Source organism: Brevundimonas sp. 'scallop' (assembly GCF_011045535.1).
Classification (GTDB): domain Bacteria; phylum Pseudomonadota; class Alphaproteobacteria; order Caulobacterales; family Caulobacteraceae; genus Brevundimonas; species Brevundimonas vesicularis.
In genome coordinates, this window is the sequence record NZ_CP039382.1 from 262,161 (window position 1) to 286,033 (window position 23,873).

The 23,873-nt window shown below is 66.7% G+C and carries 27 protein-coding genes; 17 read left to right on the forward strand and 10 right to left on the reverse strand.

Annotated features, from left to right (window positions below; all coding sequences use genetic code 11):
• The first annotated feature begins 9 nt into the window (after window positions 1–9).
• From E4341_RS01235 to E4341_RS01260, 6 genes are all read left to right on the forward strand, one after another.
• Complete coding sequence (locus E4341_RS01235; protein ID WP_055754649.1) at window positions 10–798, forward strand: nucleotidyltransferase family protein; 789 nt, start codon at window positions 10–12, stop codon at window positions 796–798.
• 13 nt (window positions 799–811) lie between these two features.
• A complete protein-coding gene (locus tag E4341_RS01240) occupies window positions 812–1,585 on the forward strand; it encodes a metallophosphoesterase (protein ID WP_185225515.1) in 774 nt (257 codons plus the stop codon).
• Window positions 1,586–1,664: 79 nt separating this feature from the next.
• The gene (locus E4341_RS01245; RefSeq protein ID WP_165114529.1) at window positions 1,665–2,114 is read left to right on the forward strand and encodes a translation initiation factor IF-2; all 450 of its coding nucleotides are present in this window, start codon (window positions 1,665–1,667) and stop codon (window positions 2,112–2,114) included.
• Window positions 2,115–2,194: 80 nt separating this feature from the next.
• On the forward strand, window positions 2,195–2,800 hold the full coding sequence (locus E4341_RS01250) for a hypothetical protein (protein ID WP_165114532.1): 606 nt from the start codon (window positions 2,195–2,197) through the stop codon (window positions 2,798–2,800).
• 195 nt (window positions 2,801–2,995) lie between these two features.
• Window positions 2,996–3,628 (forward strand): LysE family translocator, encoded by a 633-nt coding sequence (locus E4341_RS01255; protein WP_165114535.1) that lies wholly within the window; start codon window positions 2,996–2,998, stop codon window positions 3,626–3,628.
• A 99-nt stretch (window positions 3,629–3,727) separates the two neighbouring features.
• Window positions 3,728–4,300: a hypothetical protein gene (locus E4341_RS01260; RefSeq protein ID WP_165114538.1), complete on the forward strand. Its 573-nt coding sequence runs from the start codon at window positions 3,728–3,730 to the stop codon at window positions 4,298–4,300.
• A gap of 43 nt (window positions 4,301–4,343) precedes the next feature.
• Here E4341_RS01260 and E4341_RS01265 read toward each other — a convergent pair whose 3' ends face one another.
• Window positions 4,344–5,111 carry a DUF6065 family protein gene (locus E4341_RS01265; protein ID WP_156146787.1) on the reverse strand — a complete coding sequence of 256 codons (768 nt, stop codon included), beginning with the start codon at window positions 5,109–5,111 and terminating at the stop codon, window positions 4,344–4,346.
• 37 nt (window positions 5,112–5,148) lie between these two features.
• Here E4341_RS01265 and E4341_RS01270 point away from each other — a divergent pair, with 37 nt between their 5' ends.
• The gene (locus tag E4341_RS01270; protein WP_165114541.1) at window positions 5,149–5,661 is read left to right on the forward strand and encodes a prolyl-tRNA synthetase associated domain-containing protein; all 513 of its coding nucleotides are present in this window, start codon (window positions 5,149–5,151) and stop codon (window positions 5,659–5,661) included.
• Between the two features lie 89 nt (window positions 5,662–5,750).
• Here the strand turns inward: E4341_RS01270 and E4341_RS01275 are convergent, their stop codons facing one another.
• Window positions 5,751–6,359, reverse strand: coding sequence for a hypothetical protein (locus tag E4341_RS01275; RefSeq protein WP_165114544.1), 609 nt, complete (start codon window positions 6,357–6,359; stop codon window positions 5,751–5,753).
• A 152-nt stretch (window positions 6,360–6,511) separates the two neighbouring features.
• On the opposite strand from E4341_RS01275, the gene trxA reads away from it, so the two are divergent.
• From trxA to E4341_RS01310, 7 genes are all read left to right on the forward strand, one after another.
• Window positions 6,512–7,417, forward strand: a complete 906-nt coding sequence (gene trxA, locus E4341_RS01280) for a thioredoxin (RefSeq protein WP_165114547.1) — start codon at window positions 6,512–6,514, stop codon at window positions 7,415–7,417.
• A gap of 55 nt (window positions 7,418–7,472) precedes the next feature.
• Window positions 7,473–8,129, forward strand: a complete 657-nt coding sequence (locus E4341_RS01285) for an LON peptidase substrate-binding domain-containing protein (RefSeq protein WP_026108391.1) — start codon at window positions 7,473–7,475, stop codon at window positions 8,127–8,129.
• Window positions 8,130–8,203: 74 nt separating this feature from the next.
• The gene (locus E4341_RS01290; RefSeq protein ID WP_055754657.1) at window positions 8,204–8,398 is read left to right on the forward strand and encodes a Trm112 family protein; all 195 of its coding nucleotides are present in this window, start codon (window positions 8,204–8,206) and stop codon (window positions 8,396–8,398) included.
• 90 nt (window positions 8,399–8,488) lie between these two features.
• A complete protein-coding gene (gshB, locus tag E4341_RS01295) occupies window positions 8,489–9,445 on the forward strand; it encodes a glutathione synthase (RefSeq protein WP_165114550.1) in 957 nt (318 codons plus the stop codon).
• Window positions 9,446–9,505: 60 nt separating this feature from the next.
• Window positions 9,506–11,122, forward strand: coding sequence for a YifB family Mg chelatase-like AAA ATPase (locus E4341_RS01300; RefSeq protein ID WP_165114553.1), 1,617 nt, complete (start codon window positions 9,506–9,508; stop codon window positions 11,120–11,122).
• A gap of 70 nt (window positions 11,123–11,192) precedes the next feature.
• On the forward strand, window positions 11,193–12,731 hold the full coding sequence (locus E4341_RS01305) for a response regulator (RefSeq protein ID WP_165114556.1): 1,539 nt from the start codon (window positions 11,193–11,195) through the stop codon (window positions 12,729–12,731).
• Between the two features lie 43 nt (window positions 12,732–12,774).
• Window positions 12,775–14,541, forward strand: coding sequence for an MFS transporter (locus E4341_RS01310; RefSeq protein WP_165114559.1), 1,767 nt, complete (start codon window positions 12,775–12,777; stop codon window positions 14,539–14,541).
• A gap of 4 nt (window positions 14,542–14,545) precedes the next feature.
• Here E4341_RS01310 and E4341_RS01315 read toward each other — a convergent pair whose 3' ends face one another.
• A complete protein-coding gene (locus E4341_RS01315) occupies window positions 14,546–14,977 on the reverse strand; it encodes a YidB family protein (RefSeq protein ID WP_240893594.1) in 432 nt (143 codons plus the stop codon).
• Window positions 14,978–15,044: 67 nt separating this feature from the next.
• The gene (locus E4341_RS01320; protein ID WP_039247129.1) at window positions 15,045–15,182 is read right to left on the reverse strand and encodes an entericidin A/B family lipoprotein; all 138 of its coding nucleotides are present in this window, start codon (window positions 15,180–15,182) and stop codon (window positions 15,045–15,047) included.
• A 189-nt stretch (window positions 15,183–15,371) separates the two neighbouring features.
• Between E4341_RS01320 and E4341_RS01325 the strand changes: the two genes are divergently transcribed.
• From E4341_RS01325 to rplS, 3 genes are all read left to right on the forward strand, one after another.
• Window positions 15,372–17,207, forward strand: coding sequence for a DUF885 family protein (locus E4341_RS01325; protein WP_165114562.1), 1,836 nt, complete (start codon window positions 15,372–15,374; stop codon window positions 17,205–17,207).
• A 218-nt stretch (window positions 17,208–17,425) separates the two neighbouring features.
• The gene (gene trmD, locus E4341_RS01330; RefSeq protein WP_017505018.1) at window positions 17,426–18,151 is read left to right on the forward strand and encodes a tRNA (guanosine(37)-N1)-methyltransferase TrmD; all 726 of its coding nucleotides are present in this window, start codon (window positions 17,426–17,428) and stop codon (window positions 18,149–18,151) included.
• Window position 18,152: 1 nt separating this feature from the next.
• Window positions 18,153–18,575 (forward strand): 50S ribosomal protein L19, encoded by a 423-nt coding sequence (gene rplS, locus E4341_RS01335; RefSeq protein WP_017505017.1) that lies wholly within the window; start codon window positions 18,153–18,155, stop codon window positions 18,573–18,575.
• Window positions 18,576–18,650: 75 nt separating this feature from the next.
• Here the strand turns inward: rplS and E4341_RS01340 are convergent, their stop codons facing one another.
• The 6 genes from E4341_RS01340 to E4341_RS01365 form a co-directional block, all read right to left on the reverse strand.
• Window positions 18,651–19,136 carry a PA2169 family four-helix-bundle protein gene (locus E4341_RS01340; RefSeq protein WP_165114565.1) on the reverse strand — a complete coding sequence of 162 codons (486 nt, stop codon included), beginning with the start codon at window positions 19,134–19,136 and terminating at the stop codon, window positions 18,651–18,653.
• Between the two features lie 73 nt (window positions 19,137–19,209).
• Window positions 19,210–20,007 (reverse strand): tryptophan 2,3-dioxygenase, encoded by a 798-nt coding sequence (locus E4341_RS01345; protein ID WP_165114568.1) that lies wholly within the window; start codon window positions 20,005–20,007, stop codon window positions 19,210–19,212.
• A gap of 36 nt (window positions 20,008–20,043) precedes the next feature.
• Window positions 20,044–20,574: a CHAP domain-containing protein gene (locus E4341_RS01350; protein ID WP_055809437.1), complete on the reverse strand. Its 531-nt coding sequence runs from the start codon at window positions 20,572–20,574 to the stop codon at window positions 20,044–20,046.
• 36 nt (window positions 20,575–20,610) lie between these two features.
• Window positions 20,611–21,765 carry an acyltransferase gene (locus tag E4341_RS01355; protein WP_165114571.1) on the reverse strand — a complete coding sequence of 385 codons (1,155 nt, stop codon included), beginning with the start codon at window positions 21,763–21,765 and terminating at the stop codon, window positions 20,611–20,613.
• A gap of 66 nt (window positions 21,766–21,831) precedes the next feature.
• Window positions 21,832–23,310, reverse strand: a complete 1,479-nt coding sequence (locus E4341_RS01360; RefSeq protein ID WP_165114574.1) for a carotenoid oxygenase family protein — start codon at window positions 23,308–23,310, stop codon at window positions 21,832–21,834.
• Window positions 23,311–23,333: 23 nt separating this feature from the next.
• Window positions 23,334–23,771, reverse strand: coding sequence for a DUF2141 domain-containing protein (locus tag E4341_RS01365; protein ID WP_055809448.1), 438 nt, complete (start codon window positions 23,769–23,771; stop codon window positions 23,334–23,336).
• Window positions 23,772–23,873: the final 102 nt, after the last annotated feature.

Below are 23,873 nucleotides of genomic sequence, written 5' to 3' on the forward strand. Positions count from 1 at the left end.
CCCCAGCCGATGTCAGACGTGATCGCCGAACCGACCTTCGAGCCGCCGGCGGACGCCCTGGCCTTTTACGAAGAGAGCCTGCGCCTGCTCAAGGAAAGCGGCATCCCCTTCCTGCTGTCGGGCACCTATGCGGTCACGGCCTACACCGGCATCCGGCGTCCGACCAAGGATCTAGACGTCTTCTGCAAGCCCGGCGACTACCCCCGCATCCTGGCCTTCTTCCAGAAGCACGGCTACCGCACCGACGTCGAAGACGAGCGCTGGATCGCCAAGGTGTGGAAGGACGAGAAACACTTCTTCGACGTCATCTTCGCCATGTCGAACGGCACCATCGCCGTGTCCGACAGCTGGTTCAGCGAGGACCGGATCACCGTCTATGGCCATCAGGTCCAGATCACCCCGCCCACGGCCCTGATCCTGTCCAAGGTCTTCATCCAGGACCGCTATCGCTATGACGGCGCCGACGTGAACCACGTCATCCTGAAACAGTCGGACGCCATCGACTGGAAGAGCCTGCTGGACCAGATGGATCTCTATTGGGAGGTGCTGGCCGCCCATCTGTTGAACTTCCGCTTCGCCTATCCGACCGAGCGCGACCGGATTCCGCGCTGGCTGATGGAAGAGTTGGTCCAACGATTGACGGCCCAGATCGATCTGCCGGCGCCGCGCGTGAAGGTCTGTCGCGGCCGGCTGTTCAGCCCGCGCGACTATGTCGCTGACGTCGCCGAGTGGGGCTTTGGCGATGTCGTCGGCAAGGGGCTGGAGGAACGCCACGACCCCGTCAACCTGGGCCACTGAAAGGTAAGCCGCCATGACCGACGCCGTCCCCGATCCCCAGACGACCCAACCCGGCCTAGAGCCCGGCCCCGCCAAGACACTGCGCGTCGCCGCTGTCGGGGACCTTCATGTCGGCGAGACCACCGAGCATCGCTATCGCGACCTGTTCGAGCGGGTGTCGGACGACGCCGATGTCCTGTGCCTGTGCGGCGACCTGACCAACTACGGCAAGACGCCCGAGGTCGAGCGGCTGCTTGAGGATCTCAAGCTTTGCAAAATCCCGATGGTCGGCGTCCTGGGCAATCATGAGCACGAGTGCGGCCAGCCCGAGGTCGTCACCAAGATGCTGACCGACGCCGGGGTCAAGATGCTGACCGGCGAGGCCTATGAGATCGACGGCGTCGGCTTTGCGGGCGGCAAGGGGTTCGTCGGCGGCTTCGGCCGCTACATGCTCTCCTCGTTCGGCGAGGCCTCGATCAAGCGTTTCGTGCAGGAGGCCGTCGAGGACGCCAATCTGATCGAAAACTCGATCCGCATGCTGCGCACCGAACGCTCCGTCGTGCTGCTGCACTATGCGCCCGTGGTCGAGACGGTGATGGGCGAGCCGCCCGAAATCCATGCCTTCCTGGGGTCGTCGCGTCTGGCCGAGACCATCGACCGCTATGACAATGTCCGCCTGGTCGTTCACGGCCACGCCCATCGCGGCGGACCGGAGGGACGCACCACCAAGGGCACGCCCGTCTATAATGTCGCCCTGCCGGTGCTGAAGACCCTGGGCGACAAGCCTTATCGGGTCTTTGAAATCTGATCGGACTGTAGGAGGGTGCGGCCGGGGCTGGGATGCAGCCTCGTTCGGGGCCGCAAGGCGGCCCGTCGTGGAGTTTCCGATGCGCCTTCTGTCTTCCGCCGCAGCCTTCGCCGTCCTGGCCCTGACCACCCCCGCCTTCGCCGCCGGTCAGGCCGCTGCGCCTGCGCCGCAGGCCGCTCCGGCGCCCGCCCAAGAAGCGGACAGCCCCGAGGAAGTCGCCTTCGAAGCGAAAGGAGAAGCCTTCGGCGAACGTATGGAAGCCATGGCCGAAGAAATGCAGGCGGCAGCAACTCAGGCCGACAAGGCCAAGGCCAAGACTGACCTCGACGCGATCCAGGCGCGCAATCAGGCGGACGCCGACACGTTCGCAGACGAGTTCCTAGCCTTCGTGGTCAGCCAAGGCGCGCCCGCCGACCAGATGGGCGCGGCCGCTCAGCAGATCAAAGCCTATCCTGCGATGATCCGTGCCAAGATTGAGGAAGCTGTCGCCGCTGCGCCCGCCGGAGCAGCCCCCGCCCAACCGCAGTAAGCCAAGCCTTACCGCGATTTCACTTGAGACGGGGCGGCTGAGGGCGGAGTTTGCGCGGGTCATTCAACGGGAGCCGTCCCATGATCCGCCTGCTCAGCCTGACCGCCGCCCTGGCGCTCGCGCCTCTGTCCTCGGCCCTGGCGCAGACCCCCGCGCCTGCGCCCACGCCGGCTCCGGCTTCCGCTAAAGCCGCCGAAGCCCGCATGGAAGCCGCCGCCGAGGCCTTCGAAGCGCGCATGGAGACCTTTGGCGAACGGGCCGAGGCGATTTCCGAAGACGAGAGCCTGAGCGAGGCCGAACGCGGCCGTCGCATCGCCGCCCTGTGGTCGGACTATGCGCCCGACGTCGCCGCCTTCACCGCCGAGACGACGAAACACGCCACCGAAATGGCCGCCCAGGCGCTGAAGGACATCGACGTCGACGCCATTGTCGCTGAGGCGCTGAACGACCCCGAGGTCAAACAGGCGATGGAAGAGGGGATGCAGAAGGGCGTCGTCACCGCAGAAGGCATCGCCCGCAACAGCGCCTGGACCAATCCGACGCCCGAGCAGATGGAGACCTACAGCCTGGTCGCCCAATACGCCCTGGACCAGGCCGCCGACGCCGTCGTCGAGGAGGGCGTCGAAGCGCCCGAGGCCCCGGAAGCGCCCGAACCGCCGGCCCCGCCCGTCCGTCCGGCGACTTAAGTCAATCGTCTCCTCCCTGCGCAGCGGGGAGGGGGACCGCGCAGCGGTGGAGGGGTTCTTTAATCGCTACGGACGCCGGTGAATGGTGAAGAACCCCTCCGTCACGGCGCAAGATGCGCCGCGCCACCTCCCCGCGACGCGGGCAGGAGACAGAGCGCCTTGACCGCGCCCGACTAAGCAGCGACATCGCGCCGCATGCCCGCCCTGCCCGTCGATCCGCACCTCTATTCGACCTTCCTCGGCGTCATGGCGGTGATGGCGATCACGCCCGGCCCGGCCAATCTGTTCGCCGTCGCGACCGGCGTTGAAAAGGGCCGCGCCTCCGCCCTGATCGGCGTGCTGGGCATGAACGCCGCGACGCTGGTGTGGTTCGGCGCGGCGGCCCTCGGTCTCGGCGCCCTGGTCAAGGCCTTCCCCGCCGCCTTCAAGGTAATCGCCGTGCTGGGCGCGCTCTATGTCGCCTGGCTGGGGATCAAGGCGCTGCGCGGCGCCTTCGCCACCGCCGCCGATCCCGACGAGGTCGTCGTCAAGAAAGGCCGCAGCGCCCTGATCGACGGGTTCGCCGTCCAGATCGCCAATCCCAAGGCCATCCTGTTTTTCACAGCCGTCCTGCCGCCCTTCATCGACGTGAACCGCCCGGTCGCGCCGCAGATGGCGATGTTCGCCATGGCGGCCATCGGCATGGATATGGTGTCGATGAGCACCTATGCCCTGTCCGGCGCCGCCTTGTCGCAACGCATGCAGCAACCACGCTTTCGAAAGGGCTTCGGCGTCTTCGTCGGCCTACTGCTAATGGTCGCCGCCGTGCTGATCGTAATGAGGCTCTAGACGCCGCGACGCTTCGTCATACAGTGGTCGGGAACGCCTTCGTTCATGCTCCGTTCAGCCGTCAGAGCGCCCGAATGGGCGATCAAGGAGTTTGATGTCATGAAAACCCTCCCCCTGAAGACCCTGGCGGTGACCGTCGCCGCCGGTCTGGCCCTGGCGGCCTGCGCCACCGCCACCCCATATCAACCCGCAGGCTTCAACGGCCAGCGTGGCGGCTATGCTGAGCAGCGCCTGGAAAACAACCGTTTCCGGGTCAGCTTCTCGGGCAATTCGCTGACGTCGCGCGAGCAGGTCGAACAGTCGCTGCTGCTGCGTTCGGCCGAACTGACGGTCGAGAGCGGTTACGACTGGTTCTCCACCGTCAATCGCGCCACCGACCGCGACACCCGCTTCGTCGGCACGCCCGATCCCTTCTATTCGGGCTATAACCGCTTCTACAGTCCCTACTGGGGTCCGTCGTGGCGCTACTACCGCAGCGGCTTCTGGAGCCCGTGGGACCGTTACGGCCCGTGGGGCATCAACGACTTCGACGTCCGCCAGGTCGACCGCTTCGAGGCCAACGCCGAAATCGTCCTGGGTCGCGGCCCCAAACCCGCCAACGACCCCAACGCCTTCGACGCCCGCGAGGTGATCCAGAACCTGGGCCCGCAGGTCACCCGCCCGGCGGCCTGATGATAAAAGCCCCTCTCCACGGCGTGGAGAGGGGCTTTTTCTTTCATCCCACGCGCGGCGACTTCAGCCGGCGCTTGTTGGAGTGGGTCGCCGGCGCCGTGCCCAGATCCTCCGGCACCTCGCCCTTGAAGTAGTAGCGCTGCCAGGCCTCCTTGGCCGCATCCGGATCGCCGCCGGCCAGACGCTGGTTGAAGTCGGTGCGGGCGCGGTTCCAGGCCTCGAACTGACCCTTCATCACCGGGTTGGATTCCAGCGTGCGGATGATCGGCTGGAACTGTTCGACCTTCTTGTGCTCGATCAGATTGATGAAGCAGAATGGTTCGCCCTTCTCGAAGGTGATCCGCCCAGGCCGGGTGAAGATCCAGTTCATCGTGAAGGGGAAGGGCAGCCAGTCCGTCTCGATCAGGCCGACCAGCGGCTGGATGCCGTCCTTCACATGGTTGGGCGACCCCGAACACATCATCCCCCAGCCGGGCGGCGTGCGGAACAGATATTGCGGATGCATGGTCAGCACCCCGCGCGAGAAGTGCGAGGTGACGAAATGGGCCAGATCGTGCTGGGGCCGATCCGGCGTGATGACGATGTCTTCCTGGCGCGGACCGCCGTTCCACTCGGCCGAGAAGCCGAACGGGCACAGGATCTCCCACCCCGTCGTGTTGGCCATGTTCAGCGGCAGGCAGCGATAGGGGTGGCGGCTGATGAAGGCGTCCATCCAGTTGCGCGACTGGCGGCCGGGCACCAGGTCCGGCGGCCGGGCCGTCATCGGATAGCATTCCAGTTCCAGCGGGCGCGTGTTGACGGTATCGACCATGACCATTTCCTAACGCCCGAAACCCGACGGCTCAACCATGACTGACGCACCCGCTTTCGACCGCGAGACCCTGACCGTCTGGCTGAAGGCGAACGGCGTGGATCACGCGACCCACGACCACCCGGCCGTCTTTCGGGTCGAGGAAGGGCTGGACCTCAAGGCCGACCTGCCCGGCGCCCACACCAAGAACCTGTTCCTCAAGGACCACAAAGGCCGGCTGTGGCTGATCTCGGCGCGTCAGGACACGGTGATCGACCTGAAGCGCGCCGCCGCCGTCATGGGGTCGGGCCGCTTGTCGTTCGGCAACGAGACGCTGATGTGGGAAACGCTGGGCGTCCGCCCCGGCTCGGTCACGGCGCTGGGCCTGATCAACGACATCGACCGCCGCGTGACCTTCGTGCTGGACCAGCGCCTGTGGGGCGCCGACATCGTCAACTTCCACCCCCTGACCAATACGGCGACCACCGCGCTGGATCAGACGGCGTTCCGGCGAGTGCTGGCGCTGCTGGGGCGGGAGCCGGTCGTGGTGGATTTCGAAGCGATGGTCTGACTAAGAGACCGCTTTTCAATCTGAATTTGGACTTCATAATTCAGTCTCGTCGCAGAACTTATGGCTTGGGGTTCGATCCTTTTCCGCCTTCAATCGACAGGCGTCATGTCCATAAAATCGAAGCGAGCGGTTCGTCCCGATTTCGTGGAAAGCACTGCCTTAAGTGTCATCGGGTCTACTGTGATAAAAACCCCTTCGTGCGTCATCTGTCGCAGCGCATCCAAACGCGCCGGATCACGCAGATCACATTGCGCTTGCGGCGACTTGCCAAAAGGATCTAGCGCGTCGCTGATCAAAACACTGCGGCTCTGATCGAGGCGTCCCCAGTCTTCACAACCGATGGACAGTCTATACGTCGAGGCTTTCATGGTATCCGAGTTCAAATCCGGCAGCCTCATCTCTACGCGAGACCCGATTGCTGGCTCGCCATCGACCTCAACAGCATACCAGTAACCGATCAAAGAAGGACGACGGTCATCGGATTGGCACCCCGTGAGCCAGAGCACTCCGAGCAGACCTAAGCCTAGTCTGCTCGCCGCAATCCGACTGATTTTGGCCACGACGCCCTCAAGGTTTTGCCTGCGGAAAACAATAGCATCCCGATATCCACTTTCTATCCTCACAGACACTACCAACGCTCGCTTGACGATCTGCGCCGCCGCCCCATCTCGAGGATCACGGTCGAAATGACGACGCACAGCGGAGAATTCAGACGAATTAGACGAATTAGACGGTGTTTTTCATGACCACTGTCTGAAATCCCGGCGCGACCTTTTCCCGGCTTGATGCCGACGCATCCCGACGCCATCTGAACCGTTGAACCTGACCGATCTCTGCGCGGACCTCGCCCATGACCCTGCTCGACCCGACCCTGACCCCCGACGCCGCCGGCGACCTGATCAAGGAAGGCACGGACGCCTCCTTCATGACCGACGTGATCGAGGCGTCAAAACATCAGCCGGTCATCGTCGACTTCTGGGCCACCTGGTGCGGGCCGTGCCGGACCCTAGGTCCGGCGCTGGAGAAGGCCGTGCGCGCCGTCAAGGGGGCGGTGAAGATGGTCAAGATCGATGTGGACGCCAACCCGGCCTATGCGGGCCAGCTGCGGGTGCAGTCGATCCCGACCGTCTACGCCTTCGTCAACGGCCAGCCGGTCGATGGCTTCCAAGGCGCCATTCCCGACAGTCAGATCAAGGCCTTCATCGACAAGCTGACCGGCGGTCAGGGCGGCTCGACCGAGACGGCGCAGCTGCTGGAGCTGGGCGAGGAATCGCTGGGCCTGAACGACTTCGGCGGCGCGGCCCAGGCCTTCGCCCACGTCCTGTCGATCGAGCCTGAGAACGAGAAGGCCATCGCCGGCATGGCGCGGGTCTATCTGGCGGGCGGCGACCCGGAACAGGCGGCCCAGACCATCGCCATGGCGCCGCAGGATTCCAAGGAGCCGGCGGTCCAGAGCGTGCGCGCCCAACTGGCCCTGGCGTCTAAAACCCCTTCCGGCGCCTCGGCCGAACTTGAGGCCAAGGTCGCCGCCGATCCGAACGATCATCAGGCGCGCTTTGATTTGGCCGAGGCCCAGAGCGCGGCCGGCGACTTCAAGGGCGCGGTCGACAATCTGCTGGCCATCATCCAGGCCGACCGTGAGTGGAACGATCAGGCGGCCCGCAAACAGCTGCTGGTCATCTTCGAGGCGGCGGGCCTGACATCTGACGTATCCAAGGATGGTCGTCGCCGCCTGTCGTCCATTCTGTTTTCGTGATCCAGAACAAGCGGGCCTTAAGCAGCGCGAAGCGCGGTAGGCCCCAGGAGAAGTGATGCCTCAAGGCTATGTCCGCGCCCTCGACCTGCCCCAGGTGATCCCGGTGTTCCCGCTGGGCGGGACCATCCTGCTGCCGCGCGGACAGCTGCCGCTGAACATCTTCGAGCCGCGCTATCTGAACATGGTGGACGACGCCATGGCCGGCGACCGGATCATCGGCCTGGTCCAGCCCAAGGGCGGCACGCCGGCCCTGCCCGGCCTGTCGCCCGTCGGCTGCGCGGGTCGGATCACCAGTTTCGCCGAGACCTCCGACGGGCGCTATCTGATCACCCTGACCGGCGTGTCGCGTTTCCGCATCGCCGCCGAGATGCCGTCCAAGACCCCCTATCGCCAGGTTCGCGCTGCCTTCGAGGCCTATGAGGACGATCTCGTCTCCCCGCCTGAGGAGCCGGACTTCGACAGGGACGCCTTCCTCGACGCCCTGCGCGCCTATATGGCCCACCGGCTCCTGGACATCGATTGGGAGACGGCCGAGACCGCGCCGATGGAGGCCCTGGTCAACAGCCTGTCGATGGCCCTGCCGTTCGAACCCGCCGAGAAGCAGGCTCTGCTGGAGGCCATGGGCCTGATGCCCCGCGCCGAGGCCCTGACCGCCCTGATGCGCATCGACGCCGCCGACGGCGGTGACGACGCCGCGCCGTCCATGCAATGACGGGCTCAAGTAGCGCGAAGCGCGATAGCCTCCTAAAGAGCTCTCAACTAGCGCCAGCGCGATAGGCCAGAAAAATGAGTGACGCCTTCAACACCCCTGTCTCCGTCGATCCCCGCCTGCTCGAAGTGCTGGTCTGCCCCGTCACGCGCGGCAAGCTGACCTATGACCGCGACGCCAACGAGTTGATCTCGGCGGGCGCCAAACTGGCCTATCCGATCCGCGAAGGCGTGCCGATCATGCTGGCCGAAGAAGCGCGTCAGCTCGACTGACCGCCGTACCGACACCGAACATCCACTGGCCCTGAGCGCGGCGCGCCCAACGGGCCTCAAGTAGCGCGACGCGCGATAGGCCCAAGAAAAATGACCCTCAGAGTCGCCATCCAGATGGACCCGATCGAGGCCGTCGACATCGCCGGGGACACCACCTTTCTGATGGCCGAGACGGCCCAGGCGCGCGGTCACAAACAGTGGGTCTATGACTTCCGCACCCTGGCGCTGGAAGAGGGCCGCCTCTACTGCCGCGCCCGCCCGATCACCGTGCGGCGCGAGGTCGGCAACCACGTCGACTTCGGCGACTGGGAAAAGCTGGATCTGGCCGAGGACGTGGACGTGATCCTGATGCGCCAGGATCCGCCGTTCGACATGGCCTATGTGACCGCCACCTATCTGCTGGAGACGGTGCATCCCCGGACCCTGGTGGTCAACGACCCAGCGCAGGTGCGTTCGGCCCCCGAAAAGCTGATGGTCACCGCCTTCCCCGGCCTGCAACCACCGACCCTGATCTCGGCCGACCCGGTCGCCCTGGACGCCTTCCACAAGAAGCACGGCGAGGTGGTCCTGAAGCCCCTGCATGGCAATGGCGGCTCGGGCGTGATCAAGCTGCGCGCCGACGACCCCAACTTGGACGCCCTGATCGAGATCCATGCCGCCGGCAGCCGCGATCCGCTGGTGATCCAGAAGTTCATTCCCGCCGTTTCGAAGGGCGACAAGCGCATCCTGCTGATCGACGGCGAGCCCGTCGGCGCCATAAACCGCGTCCCGGCGGCGGGGGCGGTGCGCTCGAACTTGCATGTCGGAGGCACGGCCATGCCGGTCGAGCTGACGCCCCGCGATCTGGAAATCTGCGCCGCCATCGGTCCGACACTGAGAGAACGCGGCCTGATCTTCGTCGGGATAGACGTGATCGGCGACTACCTGACAGAGATCAACGTCACCTCCCCCACCGGCGCCCAGCAGCTGAAGGCCTTCACCGGCATCGACGCCACGGCCTTGATGTGGGACGCCATCGAAGCCAAACGCGCCGCTCAGGTTGCGTGATCACCACTTGAATTAGATTTCGGTTCATGGTTCGTTCTCTTGCTCAGCTGGGAGAACGACATGGTCGCGCGGGTTGTCACGGTCGCCTTTGACGGGGTCGAGGCCCGGCGCGTGGACGTCGAGGTCCAATTGATCGGCGCTGACGGGCCGACGATCTTCAACATCGTGGGCCTGCCGGACAAGGCGGTGGCCGAAAGCAAGGAGCGGGTGCGCGGGGCCTTCGCCGGCATCGGTCTGGCCCTGCCCGCCAAGCGGATCATCGCCAACCTGGCGCCGGCCGACCTGCCCAAGGAAGGCAGCCATTTCGACCTGCCCATCGCCCTGGCCCTGATGGCGGCCATGGGGGTGATCGCGCCCGATGCGCTCGACGGCTGGGCCGCCATCGGCGAGCTGGGGCTGGACGGCCAGATCGCGCGGGTCGGCGGCGCCCTGCCCGCCGCCGTCGCCGCAGACGCCATGGGCCTGGGTCTGATCTGCCCCGAAGCGACGGGACCGGAGGCCGCCTGGGCGGGCGGCGCCCGCATCCTCGCGCCGCGCTCGCTGATCAGCCTGGTCAACCATTTCAAGGGAACCCAGATTCTGCGCGCGCCCGAGCCCGGACCGCTGGCGGACGGCAAGGCCGTGCCCGACCTGCGCGAGGTCAAGGGTCAGGAAAGCGCCAAGCGCGCGCTGGAGATCGCGGCGGCCGGCGGCCACAACCTGCTGTTCATCGGCCCGCCGGGGTCGGGAAAGTCGATGATGGCGCAGCGCCTGCCGGGCCTTTTGCCGCCCCTGACCTCGCAAGAGTTGCTGGAGACCTCGATGGTCTGGTCGGTCGCCGGCCTGATCGAACGCGGCGCCCTGACCCGCGATCGCCCGTTCCGCAGCCCGCACCATTCCGCCTCAATGGCGGCCCTGACCGGCGGGGGTCTTCGCGCCAAGCCCGGCGAGGCCTCGCTGGCGCACAATGGCGTGCTGTTTCTGGACGAACTGCCGGAATACAGCGCCCAGGCCTTGGACTCGCTGCGGGCGCCGCTGGAGACGGGCGAGATCGTCGTCGCCCGCGCCAACGCCCACATTCGCTATCCCGCGCGGTTCCAGTTGGTGGCGGCGATGAATCCGTGTCGCTGCGGCATGGGCGGCGCCGGACGCGGGGCATGCGGCAAGGCTCCGCGTTGCCAGCGCGACTATCAGAACCGCGTCTCGGGTCCGATGTTCGACCGCATCGACCTGACGGTGGAGACACCGCCGGTCACCGCCGCCGACATGGCTCTTCCCCCGCCCGCCGAGGGCACGGCCGAGGCCCGGGCGCGCGTCGCGACCGCCCGCGCCATGCAGGAGGACCGGGTGCGAGAGGCGGGGCTGGACGCCGCCCAAGGCCTGAACGCCCGCGCCTCCGGCGGCACGCTGGATCGGTTCGCCACGCCGGACGAGGCGGGGCGGATGCTGCTGATGCGGGCGGGCGAGGCCGGCGGCCTGACCGCGCGCGGCTGGACCCGCACCTTGCGCCTGGCGCGCACCATCGCCGACCTCGACGGCAGCACCGGCGTTCTGCGTCGCCACATCGCCGAGGCCCTGATCTACCGCCGCACCACCATCGGCGCCGAAGCCGACTTCGACCGCCGCGTGGCGCAGCGCCATGAAGGGTTCGGCCTGCGCGAGGGCGACGACGAGCAGACGCCCTTCCTGCACGCGTGACGCGCCCGCGTCATGGTGGAGACATCCTTAACCGTCGACCTTTAGGCTCCGTGTCGTTGGGGAGACGGCCATGACGCGACGGACGGCGACGAAGCGGATCGAGGAGCGGGCGAGCGCGCCTATCGACCCAGCCCAGCAGTTCCTGCGACTGATGAGCCATGAGATGCGCACGCCGCTGAACGGCGTCATCGGCATGATCAACCTGTTGCAGCGGACCCGGCTGGACGGCGCCCAGCGCGCCTATGCCGAGAACGCGCGTCAGTCGGCCGAACATCTGCTGGGTCTGGTCAATGATCTGCTGGACTATGCGCGGCTGGAGGCCGGGGCGCTGGAGTTCGACCTGGCGCCCGTCGACCTAGAAGGTCTGGTGCGCGGCGTCGCCGAGTTGCTGAGCCCGCGCGCCCACGACAAGGGGCTGGAGATCGTCTGGTCCGTCGCCGCCGACGCGCCCGACGTGCTGGCGGACGAAGGCCGGCTGCGTCAGGTGCTTTTCAACCTGGCGGGCAACGCTGTGAAGTTCACCGAAACCGGCGGCGTGCGCATTTCGGTCGAGCGCGTCGGCGGCAGCCCGGCGCGCCCGCGTCTGGCCTTCCTGGTCGACGACACCGGCCCCGGCGTCGCGCCCGAGGCGCGCACACGTATATTCGAGGAATTCGGCCACGCCGACAGTTCCGACGCGGTCCGTCAGGATGGCGCCGGCCTGGGTCTGGCGGTCGTGCGTAAACTGGCCGCCGCCATGGACGGCTCGGTGAAGGTCGAAAGCCGGCCCGACGGCGCCGCAACCGGCGGGGGCGCCCGCTTCCGCTTCGAGGCCGCCTTCGCCGCGGTCGCCGTGGCGCGCGACAAGCCGTTGCGCGGCCAGACGGTCGCGGTGCGCGCCGTCGATCCGTTTGTCCTGTCGGCGGCTCGCGCCCAGATCGAGGCCTCGGGCGGCGTCGTGGCGGATGCGGCCCCGGTGACCCTGGTCGATCACGCCGACGCCCCGACGGGCGCGCTGGCGGCCCTGCCTTCGAGCGGTCGCGGGATCGTCCTGCTGAAACCGGCCGAACGCGATCTGATCGCCCGTTATCGCGCCGTCGGCTTCCACGGCTATCTGATCAAGCCCTTGCGTCGCGCGTCCCTAGCCGAGCGCGTCCTGGCCGCCGTCGGCGCCGAGACGCCTGACAAGTCCAGCGCCCACTGCGCCGCCCCGATCGAAGACGACCGCGTCGCCCCCGTTCAGTTCGCAGGCATCCGCGTCCTGCTGGCCGAGGACAATCCCGTCGGCGCGCTTCTGGCCCGCACCCTGTTGCGCCGCGAGGGGTGCACCGTCGAGACGGCCGCCACTGGCGACGAAGCCGTCGCGGCGTTGAAACGCGCGCGCTACGACGTGGTCTTCATGGACATGCGGATGCCCGGCATGGACGGCCCCGCCGCCGCGCGCACCATCCGCGCGTCGGGCGACACGACGCCGATCCTGGCCCTGACCGCCAACGCCTTCGCCGAGGACCGCCGCGCCTGTCTGGAAGCCGGCATGGACGACCATATCGTCAAGCCGCTGGACGCCGAGGCCCTGCGCGCCGCGCTCGCCCGCTGGACGAAGCGCGACATCCGCGCCAAGGTCGGCTGAGTTACAGGCGCCCGCGTTTCCGGCCGCCGCGCCGGAGCCGTGCATGACCGACCAAGCCCATCCCCCCGCGAACGGCAAGCCCGCCGGCCGTTTCGGCGGCCTCGCCGTCTATGGCGAGCGGCGTGTCTTCATCATGCTGCTGCTGGGCTTTTCGGCGGGCCTGCCGAACCTGCTGATCTTCGACACCCTGTCCGCCTGGCTTCGCGAGAGCGGCCAGACGCTGGAAGTGATCGGCTTCTTCGCCTTGGCCACCCTGTCCTATTCGCTGAAGTTCGTCTGGGCGCCGCTGATCGACCGGACGTCCGTGCCTGGACTGACGCGGCTGTTGGGTCATCGCCGCGCCTGGATGCTGGTGACGCAGGCCGTGATCGTGTTCGGCCTGTGGTCGATCTCGACGCTGAACCCCGCCAACGCCCTGATCGCGGTGGCTGGATTCGCCGCCCTGGTCGGCTTCTTCGGGGCGACGCAGGACATCGTCATCGACGCCTGGAGGATCGAGGCCGCCGACGACAGCCGGCACGGCGCCATGGCCGCCGCTTATCAGATGGGCTACCGGGTCGCCATGATCGTCGCGGGCGCCGTGCCGCTGGTCCTGGCTGATCTTTATAACTGGAACCTGTCCTACGCCGTGATGGCCGCTCTGATGGGCTTCGGAATCGCCGGCGTTCTGTTCGCCCCGCGTGAAAAGGCCCATTCCATCCGCGCCATCCCGGTCGGTGACGTGCCGTCTCGCCCTGGCTTCGAGGTGATCGAATGGATTGTGCGCCTGGCCATCATCGGCGTGGCGGCGATGGTGCTGGGGTCGGGCCTGACCGGCCAGTCGGGCCCGCTGAATGCGCTGTTTGGATTGTTCGGCCTGGGCGCGGAAGGCAAGGCGGCGGTGGCGTCGGCCCTCTCGGCCAAGCCCGAGGGCGTCTATCTGCAGGTCGGTCTGGTCTTCCTTGGTCTGGCGGTAATGGTGCTGGCGTGTTGGCCCGTGCCTGGGGTCAAGACCCGCCCTGGAGCCTATCTGGCAGGGTCGTTCGGCGAACCCGTGGTGGACTTTTACAAGCGGTTCGCGGGTGTCGCCACGCTGATCCTGGCGCTGATCTGCGTCTATCGCCTGGCCGATTTCGTGCTGAACATCATGAACCCCTTCTATCTGGATCTCGGGTTCTCCAAGACTGAACTGGCCGAGGTGCGAAAGGTGTTTGGCGTGGTCATGACTACCCTGGGCGTCTTCGTAGGCGGCTGGTCGGTGGCCAAGCTGGGCCTGATCCGCACCATGGTCATTGGCGCCTTCATGAGCCCGGTTTCGAACCTGGTCTTCGCTTGGCTGGCGACCCAGGGCCCCAGCATCCCGGCCCTGACCGTCGCAATCGGGGTGGACAACGTCGCCACCGGCTACGCCGGCACCGCCCTGATCGCCTATATGTCCAGCTTGACGTCGATTGGCTTCACCGCGACGCAGTACGCCCTGTTCAGTTCGCTCTATGCGCTCCCGGGCAAGCTGATCGCATCGCAGTCTGGCCGGATCGTCGAGGCGTCGGCGCGGGCTGCGGAGGGGACAGGACCGTTCGCCGGTCTGCGGCCGCTATTTGCGCGATTGCCCGAAGGGTCGTTGGCGGCGGGAGCGGCGACGAGCGGCGTGACGCCGGCGGCGCTGGGCGCGGGCTACGTCGTTTTCTTCCTCTATTCGACGATCATCGGCGTGTTCGCCATCGTTCTGGCGTTCGTGGTGGCTTCCAAGCAAACCGCCTTGCAGGCGCGCCAGAAAGCCGCATTGGAAGAGGAGGCTGCGATCGCGGCGACCGAAGGCCAGCCGTCCTAAGGCTTCAGCGCTTCAGAAAACCGCCGATCATGTCGCCCAGGCCACCCGGCAGCTTGGCCAAAAGATCATCGGCGCCGTCGATCTGACCGCCGGGGGTCAGGCGGTCGATGGCTTCGGGCAGAAGACCGGCAAGCGTCTCGCCAGCCTGTTCGGGGGTCACGCCCATCTTGGCGGCGATGTCGGCGATGGGGCCGTGGCCGAGGACGGCCGTGATCTGCTCGGGCGAGATGTTGGCGTTCGGCCCCGTGCCGACCCAGGAGCCGATCACATCGCCCAGGCCCGCCTGACCGAACTTTTCGGCCAATCCGCCGACGCCGCCCTGACCCTTGAGCAGATCGCTCAGACCGCCTGCGGCGTCGTCGCCGAGACCCTTCACCACATTGTCCAGAAAGCCCATCGCCGTCTCCCGAATGATGGCGCACCATAACACCGTCATGCGACGGATACGAGAAAGGCCCGCCGGGATCCGGCGGGCCTTTTCAACATCGGCCTTTCAGAAAGCCTTAGTTCTTGGCGTCGTTCGCGCCTTGCGTGACGGCCGAACCGGCGGCCGAGACGTCGCGACCGGCGCCGGCGATGGTGTTGCAGGCCGACACGGCCAGAGCGGCGGCGACGATGGACAGGGTGATGATCTTGCGCATGGTGTGAACCCTTGTTGGTATGGTCAAGTTTCGTCGAAACGCCGACCCTTAATTTGGGTTGCATCAAGCGACGCCGTATCGAAAATTTTGCTTTCGACGTGTCGGATCGCCGCAACGGCGGCGGCATTGATCGCTTGCGCCGCGCGCACGCGGCCCCGAAGGTGCGCCCTGTTTCACGAGGGGTTATTCATGCGTCGTCTTCTGATCTCGTCCGCCGCCATGATGGCGGTACTGTCCGCCGCGCCCGCGCTGGCGCAAACCTCCGCTCCCGCACAGACAGCCGCGGCCGAAAGCGAGGACGCGCGGCTGAACGCCTTCTTTGAGCAGGCCTTCCAGGCGCGGATCGCGCTGAGCCCGCAGCAGATGACGTCGCTGGGCATCAAGACCGACTACGACAAGCTGGACGATGTGTCGGACGCCGCCGCCGACCGCGCCCTGGCGCTTCAGGAAACGCAGCTGGCGCAGATGAAGGCCCAGTTCGATCCGCAGAAGCTGGGGCCGCAGGCGGCGCTGTCGTGGCGGATGTTCGAATATGGCGTCCAGCAGGCGCGACTGTCGAACCAGTGGCGCGACTGGGGCTTTCAGTTCGCCGCCAACGGCAATCCGACCACCAGCCTGCCGGTCTTTCTGATCAACAACCACCGGGTCTCCAGCGTGGCCGACGCCGAGGCCTATGTCGCGCGGATCAAGGCCGCCGAGACGCAGATGGATCAGGTGGCCGAGGAACTGCGTCAGCGCGCGGCGGCGGGCGTCGTCTCGCCGCGCTTCGTCTTCGCGCCGTCCATCGCCAACACCCGCAACGTCATCACCGGCGCGCCGTTCGACGACGGGGCCGACAATCCGGTCTGGGCCGACTTCAACAAGAAGGTCGCGGCGCTGGAGACCGATCAGGCGACCAAGGACCGGCTGCTGTCGGAAGCCCGCGCCGCCCTGACCGGCCCCTACAAGGCCGGATTCGAGAACGTGCTGACGGCCCTGGCCGAGGTGCAGCCCAAGGCTGACAGCGATGCGGGCGTGTGGCGCCTGCCGCAGGGCGAGGCCTATTACAACGCCCGGCTCCAGCTCTCGACCACCACCGAACTGACCGCCGACCAGATCCATCAGATCGGTCTGGCCGAGGTCGCCCGCATCCAGGCCGAGATGGAGACCATCAAGACCCAGGTCGGCTTCACCGGCTCGCTGCAGGACTTCTTCACCTTCCTGAAGACGGATCCACGGTTCCAGTATCCGAACACGCCCGAGGGCAAGGAGCAGTATCTGACCGACGCGCGCGGCTTCATTGCCCAGGTGATGGCTGCGGCGCCGCAGTGGTTCTCGACCCTGCCCAAGGCGGCGCTGGAGGTGCGGGCGGTGGAGCCGTTCCGCGAGGCGACGGCCTCGATCGCCTTCTATAACTCGCCCGCGCCGGACGGGTCGCGGCCGGGCATCTACTACGTCAATCTGTCGGACATGACCCAGGTGCTGAAGCCCCAGATCGAGGGCATCAGCTATCACGAGGGCGCGCCGGGCCACCACTTCCAGATCGCCTATGCGCAGGAGATCGAGGGCCTGCCGCGCTTCCGTCGGTTCGGCGGCTATGGCGCCTATGCGGAAGGGTGGGGGCTGTACGCCGAACAGTTGGGCAAGGAGATGGGCTTCTATCAGGACCCCTATTCCGATTTCGGCCGCCTCTCGACGGAGCTGTGGCGCGCGGTGCGTCTGGTGACCGACACCGGCCTGCACGCCAAACGCTGGAGCCGCGAACAAGCGATGGACTATTTCCGCCAGAACTCCCTGCTGTCCGAGCGCGACATCGAAAAGGAAGTCGAGCGCTACATCACCAATCCCGGCCAGGCGACCAGCTACAAGATCGGCGAGCTGAAGATCGAGGAACTGCGTGACCGGGCCAAGACGGCGTTGGGCGACCGGTTCGACATCAAGGACTTCCATGCCGTAGTCCTGGGCTCCGGTTCGGTGCCGCTGGACGTGCTGGAGGACCAGGTGGACGGCTGGATCGCGGCGGGCGGCGGGGCCCCGACGGCGTAAACACGCCCTTCTCCCTCCCCGCTCCGGGGAGGGATGTCGCGAAGCGACAGGGTGGGGGCGGCCCGACAAGGACGCACTTGCTGATGCCGGACGGTATTGCCGACGACATCGCCTCGCCGCCCCCACCCGGCTTCGCTGCGCTCAGCCACCCTCCCCGGAGCGGGGAGGGAGAGGTCTGGAGTCGGATTTTTCCGACTTTGTGTGTATGAGCCGCCGCCATGCCCTTCACCGCGACCGTCCTGACCATGTTTCCCGAGGCCTTTCCGGGCCCGCTCGGCGTGTCTTTGATCGGCACGGCCTGGCGCGAGAAGGGCCTGTGGAGCCTGGAGACGGTTGACATTCGCGCCTTTTCCACAGATACGCGCGGCTTCCTGGACGACACCCCTGCGGGTGGCGGCCCGGGAGCTGTGCTGAAGGCGGACGTGGTGGCCCGGGCGGTTGATAGCCTGCCGGGACCCAAGCGGCCGCTTTTGTACATGAGCGCCAGGGGTCGGCCCCTGACCCAGGCGCGCGTCAAGGAATGGGCGAAAGCCGACGGGATCGTCGTGCTGTGCGGCCGTTTCGAGGGGGTGGATCAGCGGGTGCTGGACGCACGCGGGTTCGAGGAGGTCTCGGTCGGAGACGCGGTTCTCGCCGGCGGCGAGGCGGCGGCGATGGTCGCGATCGAGGCGTGCGTAAGACTGATCCCCGGCGTGCTCGGCTCAGGCGACAGCCTGTCGTCCGAAAGCTTCGAGGATGGGCTTTTGGAACACCCGCAGTACACGCGACCGCGGACGTTCGAGGGGCTTGAGATACCCGAGGTGCTGCTGTCGGGCGATCACAAGAAGATCGCGGGATGGCGTGAGGCGCAGCGGGCGACGACTACGCGGGAGCGGCGGCCGGACCTCTGGCAGGCGCATCTCGCCAACTCACAGCTAAAGGGCGCAAAGCCCGAGGAGAAATGACATGAACATCGTTCAACAGTTGGACGCCGAAGAAAAAGCCCGCGTTCTGGGCGAACGCAAAATCCCGGAATTCCAGCCCGGCGACACCCTGCGCGTCAACGTGAAGATCAAGGAAGGCGAGCGCGAGCGCGTTCAGGCCTTCGAAGGCGTCTGCATCGCCCGTGACGGCGGCGGCATCAGCGAAACCTTCACGGTGCGCAAGATCTCGTTCGGCGAAGGCGTCGAGCGCCGCTTCCCCATCCTGTCGCCGAACATCGAGTCGATCGAAGTGAAGCGCCGCGGCGTCGTGCGTCGCGCCAAGCTCTATTATCTGCGCGATCGTCGCGGCAAGTCGGCGCGTATCGCCGAGCGCCAGACGGTCCGTCCCGCCAAGGGCGTCGTCGTTCCGGAAACCGGTTCGGCCGCCAAGACCGAAGAAGCCTAGTTTCAGGCCAGACGATCAAATGACGAAGGCCCCGGTGGAAACGCCGGGGCCTTTTTCAAATCCGTCAGTCCGGGATTACTGCGGGAACAAGGGGTTGGCCGCGTCGCGCTGGCCTTCCAGGCTGTGTTTCAGGGCTTCCATCTGCTCATGCTCGGTCTTCACCGCCGCATAGGCCCGCCGGATCGTCTCGCGCGTGGTGGCGGAAATGCCGGTGTCTTCCAACGCCTTTTCATATTTGTTGGCGATGAACCCCTCGCCCGAGTTGATCGAGCCGACGACGGAATTGTCGTTGCGCAGCAGGGCGTGTTTCACATCCAGAAACGCGCGGTGGGCCTTGGCCAGGATCGATCCATCGGACTCCGGATCGCCGCCCAGACCGCGCACGGCGGCCGACAGATCATCGACGACGTGCTGGCGTTCGCTGCTGCGGCGCTCGAACAGGGTGCGGTAGTGCGGGTCTTGCGTCTGTTCGGCGGCTTCGCGATAGCCGTCTGCGCTGTCCAGCGTCGTTTCGATCAGGCCGTTCAGAACCTTGATGTCGTGGGCGTTGGGGTTGCTCATCTCGTCCATTCCTTCCGCTGTTGCGGTCAAACGGCGAAATGGTCCGGCGCGGCGAAGGTTGCCGCCTGCGACATCAAAGTTTGGTGCGAAGCGACCACAGCTCGGGGAAGCAGCGCTTGGTCAGGGTCGAGGCCAGATAGGCGGCGCCTTCCGTTCCGCCCGTGCCGCGACGCCGACCGATGATGCGTTCGACCGTAACGACATGCTTGTGCCGCCAGGTCAGCAGGGCGTCGTCCAGATCGACCAGCTTTTCGGCCAGCTGATACAGGATCCACCACCGTTCCGTGTCGCGATAGACCTCCAGCCAGGCCGCCTCTACGGCTTCGGACGGCGCATAGGGCTGGGTCACGTCGCGGTTCAGCACCTCGGCGGGCACCGGCAGACCGGCCTTGGCCAGTTGGGCCAGAGCGTCATCGTAAAGGCTGGGCGCAGCGATGGCGGCCTGAAGCGCGGCCAGTGCCTCGGGGCGGTCTTCGTGGAACTTCAGGAAGCTGGCGTCCTTCAGGCCCAGCATGGCTTCGAAACGTCGGAACTGGTCGCTCTGGAAGCCGGAGGATGAGCCCAACGACCCTCGGAACCGCAGATAGTCCGACGGCGTCATCGTCGACAGAATGTCCCAGCTGTGGGTCATCACCGCCTGGATACGGCTGACGCGCGCAAGGCTCTTGTAGGCCGGGACCAGGTCGCCGGCGCGTACCATCGACTGGGCCAGGGCCGTCTCATGCAGGATTTGCTTGAGCCACAGTTCCTTGGTCTGATGGATGACGACGAACAGCATCTCGTCATGCTGATCCGACAGCGGGTGCTGGGTCGAAAGCAGGTCGTCCAACGCCAGATAGCCGGCGTAGGTGATGTCGCTGGATTGGGTCATGCCCGCCTATCGCCCGCGATGGCGGGCGGTGCAAGCTTAGTGCTGGCCTTGGGCCGAGACGTTGGCGGCGATCTGACGGCCGGCGTCGAAGGCGTCGCGGGCGCCTTTGTAGATGAAGCCGTAGGTCGGATAGACGGTCGTGCCCAAGTCGTTGATCGGGTTGTACCAGACCTTGACCTGCGACCAATCGTTGGAGGGCGAGACGTCGACGACGGTGACGTTCTCTTCGACCTTGCCGCGGCTGCCGCCCCAGTTGGCGTGGGTCACGCGCACGACGCGGTCGGTCAGGATGTCGGAGACGACGGCGACGTGGCCCCGGCTCATGCGGCCCTCGGGGCGGAAGACCAGAACCGAGCCGGTTTCCGGGGCCTTGCCGGTGCGGAAGTTGGCGGCGGCCTGACGCCACCAGGTCCAGGCGTCGCCGAAGATGTTGATGCCGGAGAACATGCGCGCGAAGGTCACGCACTGCCAGTAGGGCTCATCAGCCTTTGCGGTGGAGGGGACGGCGCCCAGCGCAAAAAAACCGAGGGTCGCCGCAACCGCGGCGGCTTTGAGCCGTTTTGACATGCTTGGGGTATCCCGACCCGCCTTTGGAAGCGCCCTTTAGGCCACGGGATCACGTCCTGTCGCAAGTTGTTTCGGCATATCGCCGTGCTTCATATTTCCTTCTGAAACCTTGTCGTGACGCTTGGCGCGCTTGTCGGCCATGTCCCTTAGAGCCTTGCGCGCCGGGCGTTCGACGAGATGATAGGAGACGGCCGCGACAACCGGCAGAAGGGCCAGGATCGCCAACCACACGAAAATTTGAAGCTGCTTGTCCGGCGCGTCGAACAGTTTGGCGGCCAGACCGACCGCCAGAAGCTTCCACGGCACGCAGACCATATAGACCGAATAGCTAATCTCGCCGAGGTAAACGGCGGGCTTGGAGGCCATCCATCCGGCGCGCGCGTTGGGCAGCGAGGCCAGCGACAGGATCAGGGCGCCGGCCAGCAGAACCGTGACGCCGTCCCAGAGCCCGAGTGCGGCGCTGAGCACCATCAAGCCGAACGAGACGGCGGCGCACAGCCACGGCGCCTTTAACGGTGTGCGGCGATAAACGAGATAGAGGGCGCAGCCCAAGGCGAAGCACGGCACGATCCTGAGCGCGCCCCAGCGGATCGTCGCCTCGGTCAAGGCGAAGCCGGCCAGTTGCTCGAACGCGAAATAGAGGATGACGAGGAAGGCCGCAGCACCGACTACCGCCGCGATCGGCCGATGACGCAGGCGCCAGAAGACGAAAGCGAACAGCGGGAAGCAGAGATAGGCGAACCACTCTGCAGAAATGGACCAGGACGGATGGTTCCAGCCCGCGACCGGCGCCAGCCCCCAGGCGTGAACCATGAAGAGGTTGGCGGGCAGCGACGCCCAACTCAGCACATTGGCGTCCACGCTCATACCGGCGAAAAGGGCGGCCGCCGCCAGCAGCCCCACGCCGATCAGGGTGGCGATATGCAGCGGATAGACGCGCGCGATCCGCGCCCACAGGAAGCCGCGATACGAGAACCGCTTCTCGCCTGCCGCCGCCAGATAGACGTGGCTGAGGATGAAGCCGGACAGGACGAAGAACAGCTCGACTCCCAGATAGCCCTTGGCGACGAGGCCTGACTGACCCGCGCCGGCCAGGTTCTCCCAGAAGCTGTAGACGGCGACCCACATGGCGGCGCCGAAGCGCAGGGCGGTGATGGGGCGAAGATCGGCGGGCGTCTGGACGGGGGTCATGGTCTCACCTTGGCACGTCAGCCTTTTCGAACCGTGAAGACCCGCAACGGTTGTGCCCGTTCGGCCCTACCCTGCCCACACGCCGTGGAAGCCGGCCGGCAGGGCCACGTCCGCCTGCCAGGTCGCGACCGGGCCGTCCTCGATCCGCGCCACGTCGAAGACGTGCAGTTCCGTCCGCCCGTCCTTCAGATTGACCGACGGTCCAACCAGCCAGGCGTCCCGTTCCGCCGTCGCGCCGGGCTTGGGCACGAAGACCGCCTCCTCGACCACCTGATGCACACCGAACTCGAAGGCGTGCGAGCGACCGCTGTCCCAGTCGTGGACCGCCAGTCCCGTCGGCAGGGGACGGCCGCGAGTCTCGCCCGATGTGTGGGCCGTCAGGCTGCGCTTCAGCCCGGCACGGCGCGGGTCCGCTTTCGGGAATTCCCCCACCACATCGCTATAGGCCATGTCGGCGCGGCCATCTGGATGCAGGGTGATCAGAGCCAGCTTCGCCGGATCGCCCGGAACGACCCCATGCCCGTCCACCAGAACCCGCGCGCCATCGACCGCGAAGCGCGGATCGCCGCTGGCGGCGACATCGAAGCGGATCGTGCCGTCGCGCTCGGCCCAGGCGTCGCCCAGGTGGAAATGGAAGAAGCCCGGCAGTTCATAGAGGCGGCGCTTGGACAGGTCGTCCTTGTCCAGCACCAGGACCTGCGTCCCCATTTCCGGTCGCCAGACCAGTCCTGCGGTCACCGGCATGGCGTGGGTCGTGAACACCCAGGGCTGGAGCACCAGGATCACATGCCGGTCGGTGGCGGTGAAGTCGTGCATATAGCTGGCGCGCGGCAGGGGCACGACCTGGGCGTCGCTCAGGCTGCGATCCAGGCGCAGATGCCAGATGACAGCCTGACCGCCCGCCGACCCCACGTTCCAGATCGAGCCGTCGGGGGCGTAGCGCGGATGGGCCTGGAACGGCATGCCTTTCAAATCATCGCGCAGGGTGACGAAGTTACGCGTCGACAGGTCCGACGCCGACAGGGCCAGCGGCGATCCCGCCTCCCACAGCGCCCAGACCTGATCGCCGGCGACCATGACGGCGGTGTTGGCGGCGTTGGCGTCGTCGTTCGAGCCGATGCGGGCCCGGTCGTCGCGCTTGGTGCCGAAGCCCGGCGTAACCACCGCGTCCAGCTCCGTCTCCGTGCGGCGCTTGGGCGTGTCGGCGAACCGCGCCTCCAGCGTCGCCTGGCCGTCCTGGATGCGAAAGGCGCGCATCATGCCGTCGCCGTCGAACCAATGGGTCGCCGAGCCGCCCGGCCGCCGGAATTTGGCCGGCCCGTTGCGATAAAGGGCACCCTGCAGCCCCGCCGGCGCGCGGCCGTGGACCAAGCGCATCGTTTGGCGCGCAATGTCGCCTTCGATGTCCTGGGTCGCCAGCGCCCAGTCGGCCTTCGTCGCGGCGACGGCGTCCAGGGCGGCGGCGGCGCGCACCATCTCGGGCGTGGCGACTGCGGCCGAGAGGGCGGCGGCGCCCATCAGGAAGGAACGGCGGGAGGGGGTCATGATCTAACTCCGGCTTTCGTCGCTTACTTCAGGTCGATCGACTGGGTCGTCGCGCCGGCGGCCGCGAACTTGGCCCGTTCCCACGAGGCTGGACCCATATTGCCGACCGCGTTGTTGGAAAAGGCGAAGGGCTCGACCGGCATGCCGAAGGGATTGGTGTTCATCTTGCCGTCGCCGTTTAGGTCGTGGAAGGCGCGCACCGCATAGTCGCCGTCGGGCAGACCGTCGAAGGTAACGCTGGTCTGGCCGGCGGCGGCGTCTAGCATGGCGACCTGGGCCGGCTGGCCCTCGCCGCCATAGTTGGCCTGGCTGTTGAAGACGGCCACCATGATCTGGCCTTGGGGCGCCGCGCCCGGGAAGGCGACGGTCAGGTCGGCGGCGAAGGCGGGCGCGGCCGGCGCCGCAACGGTAAGGGCGGCGGCGAGAGCGAGGACGGGAGCGATGGCGGCGACGGTCTTCATGACGGCGTGTCCTGTGTCGGTGAGAGGACCGACGACCGGCCCTCGATGATCGGACCGTGCCGTGGTCCCCTGCCCTTCACCACCGCGCTTGCGGCGATGAAC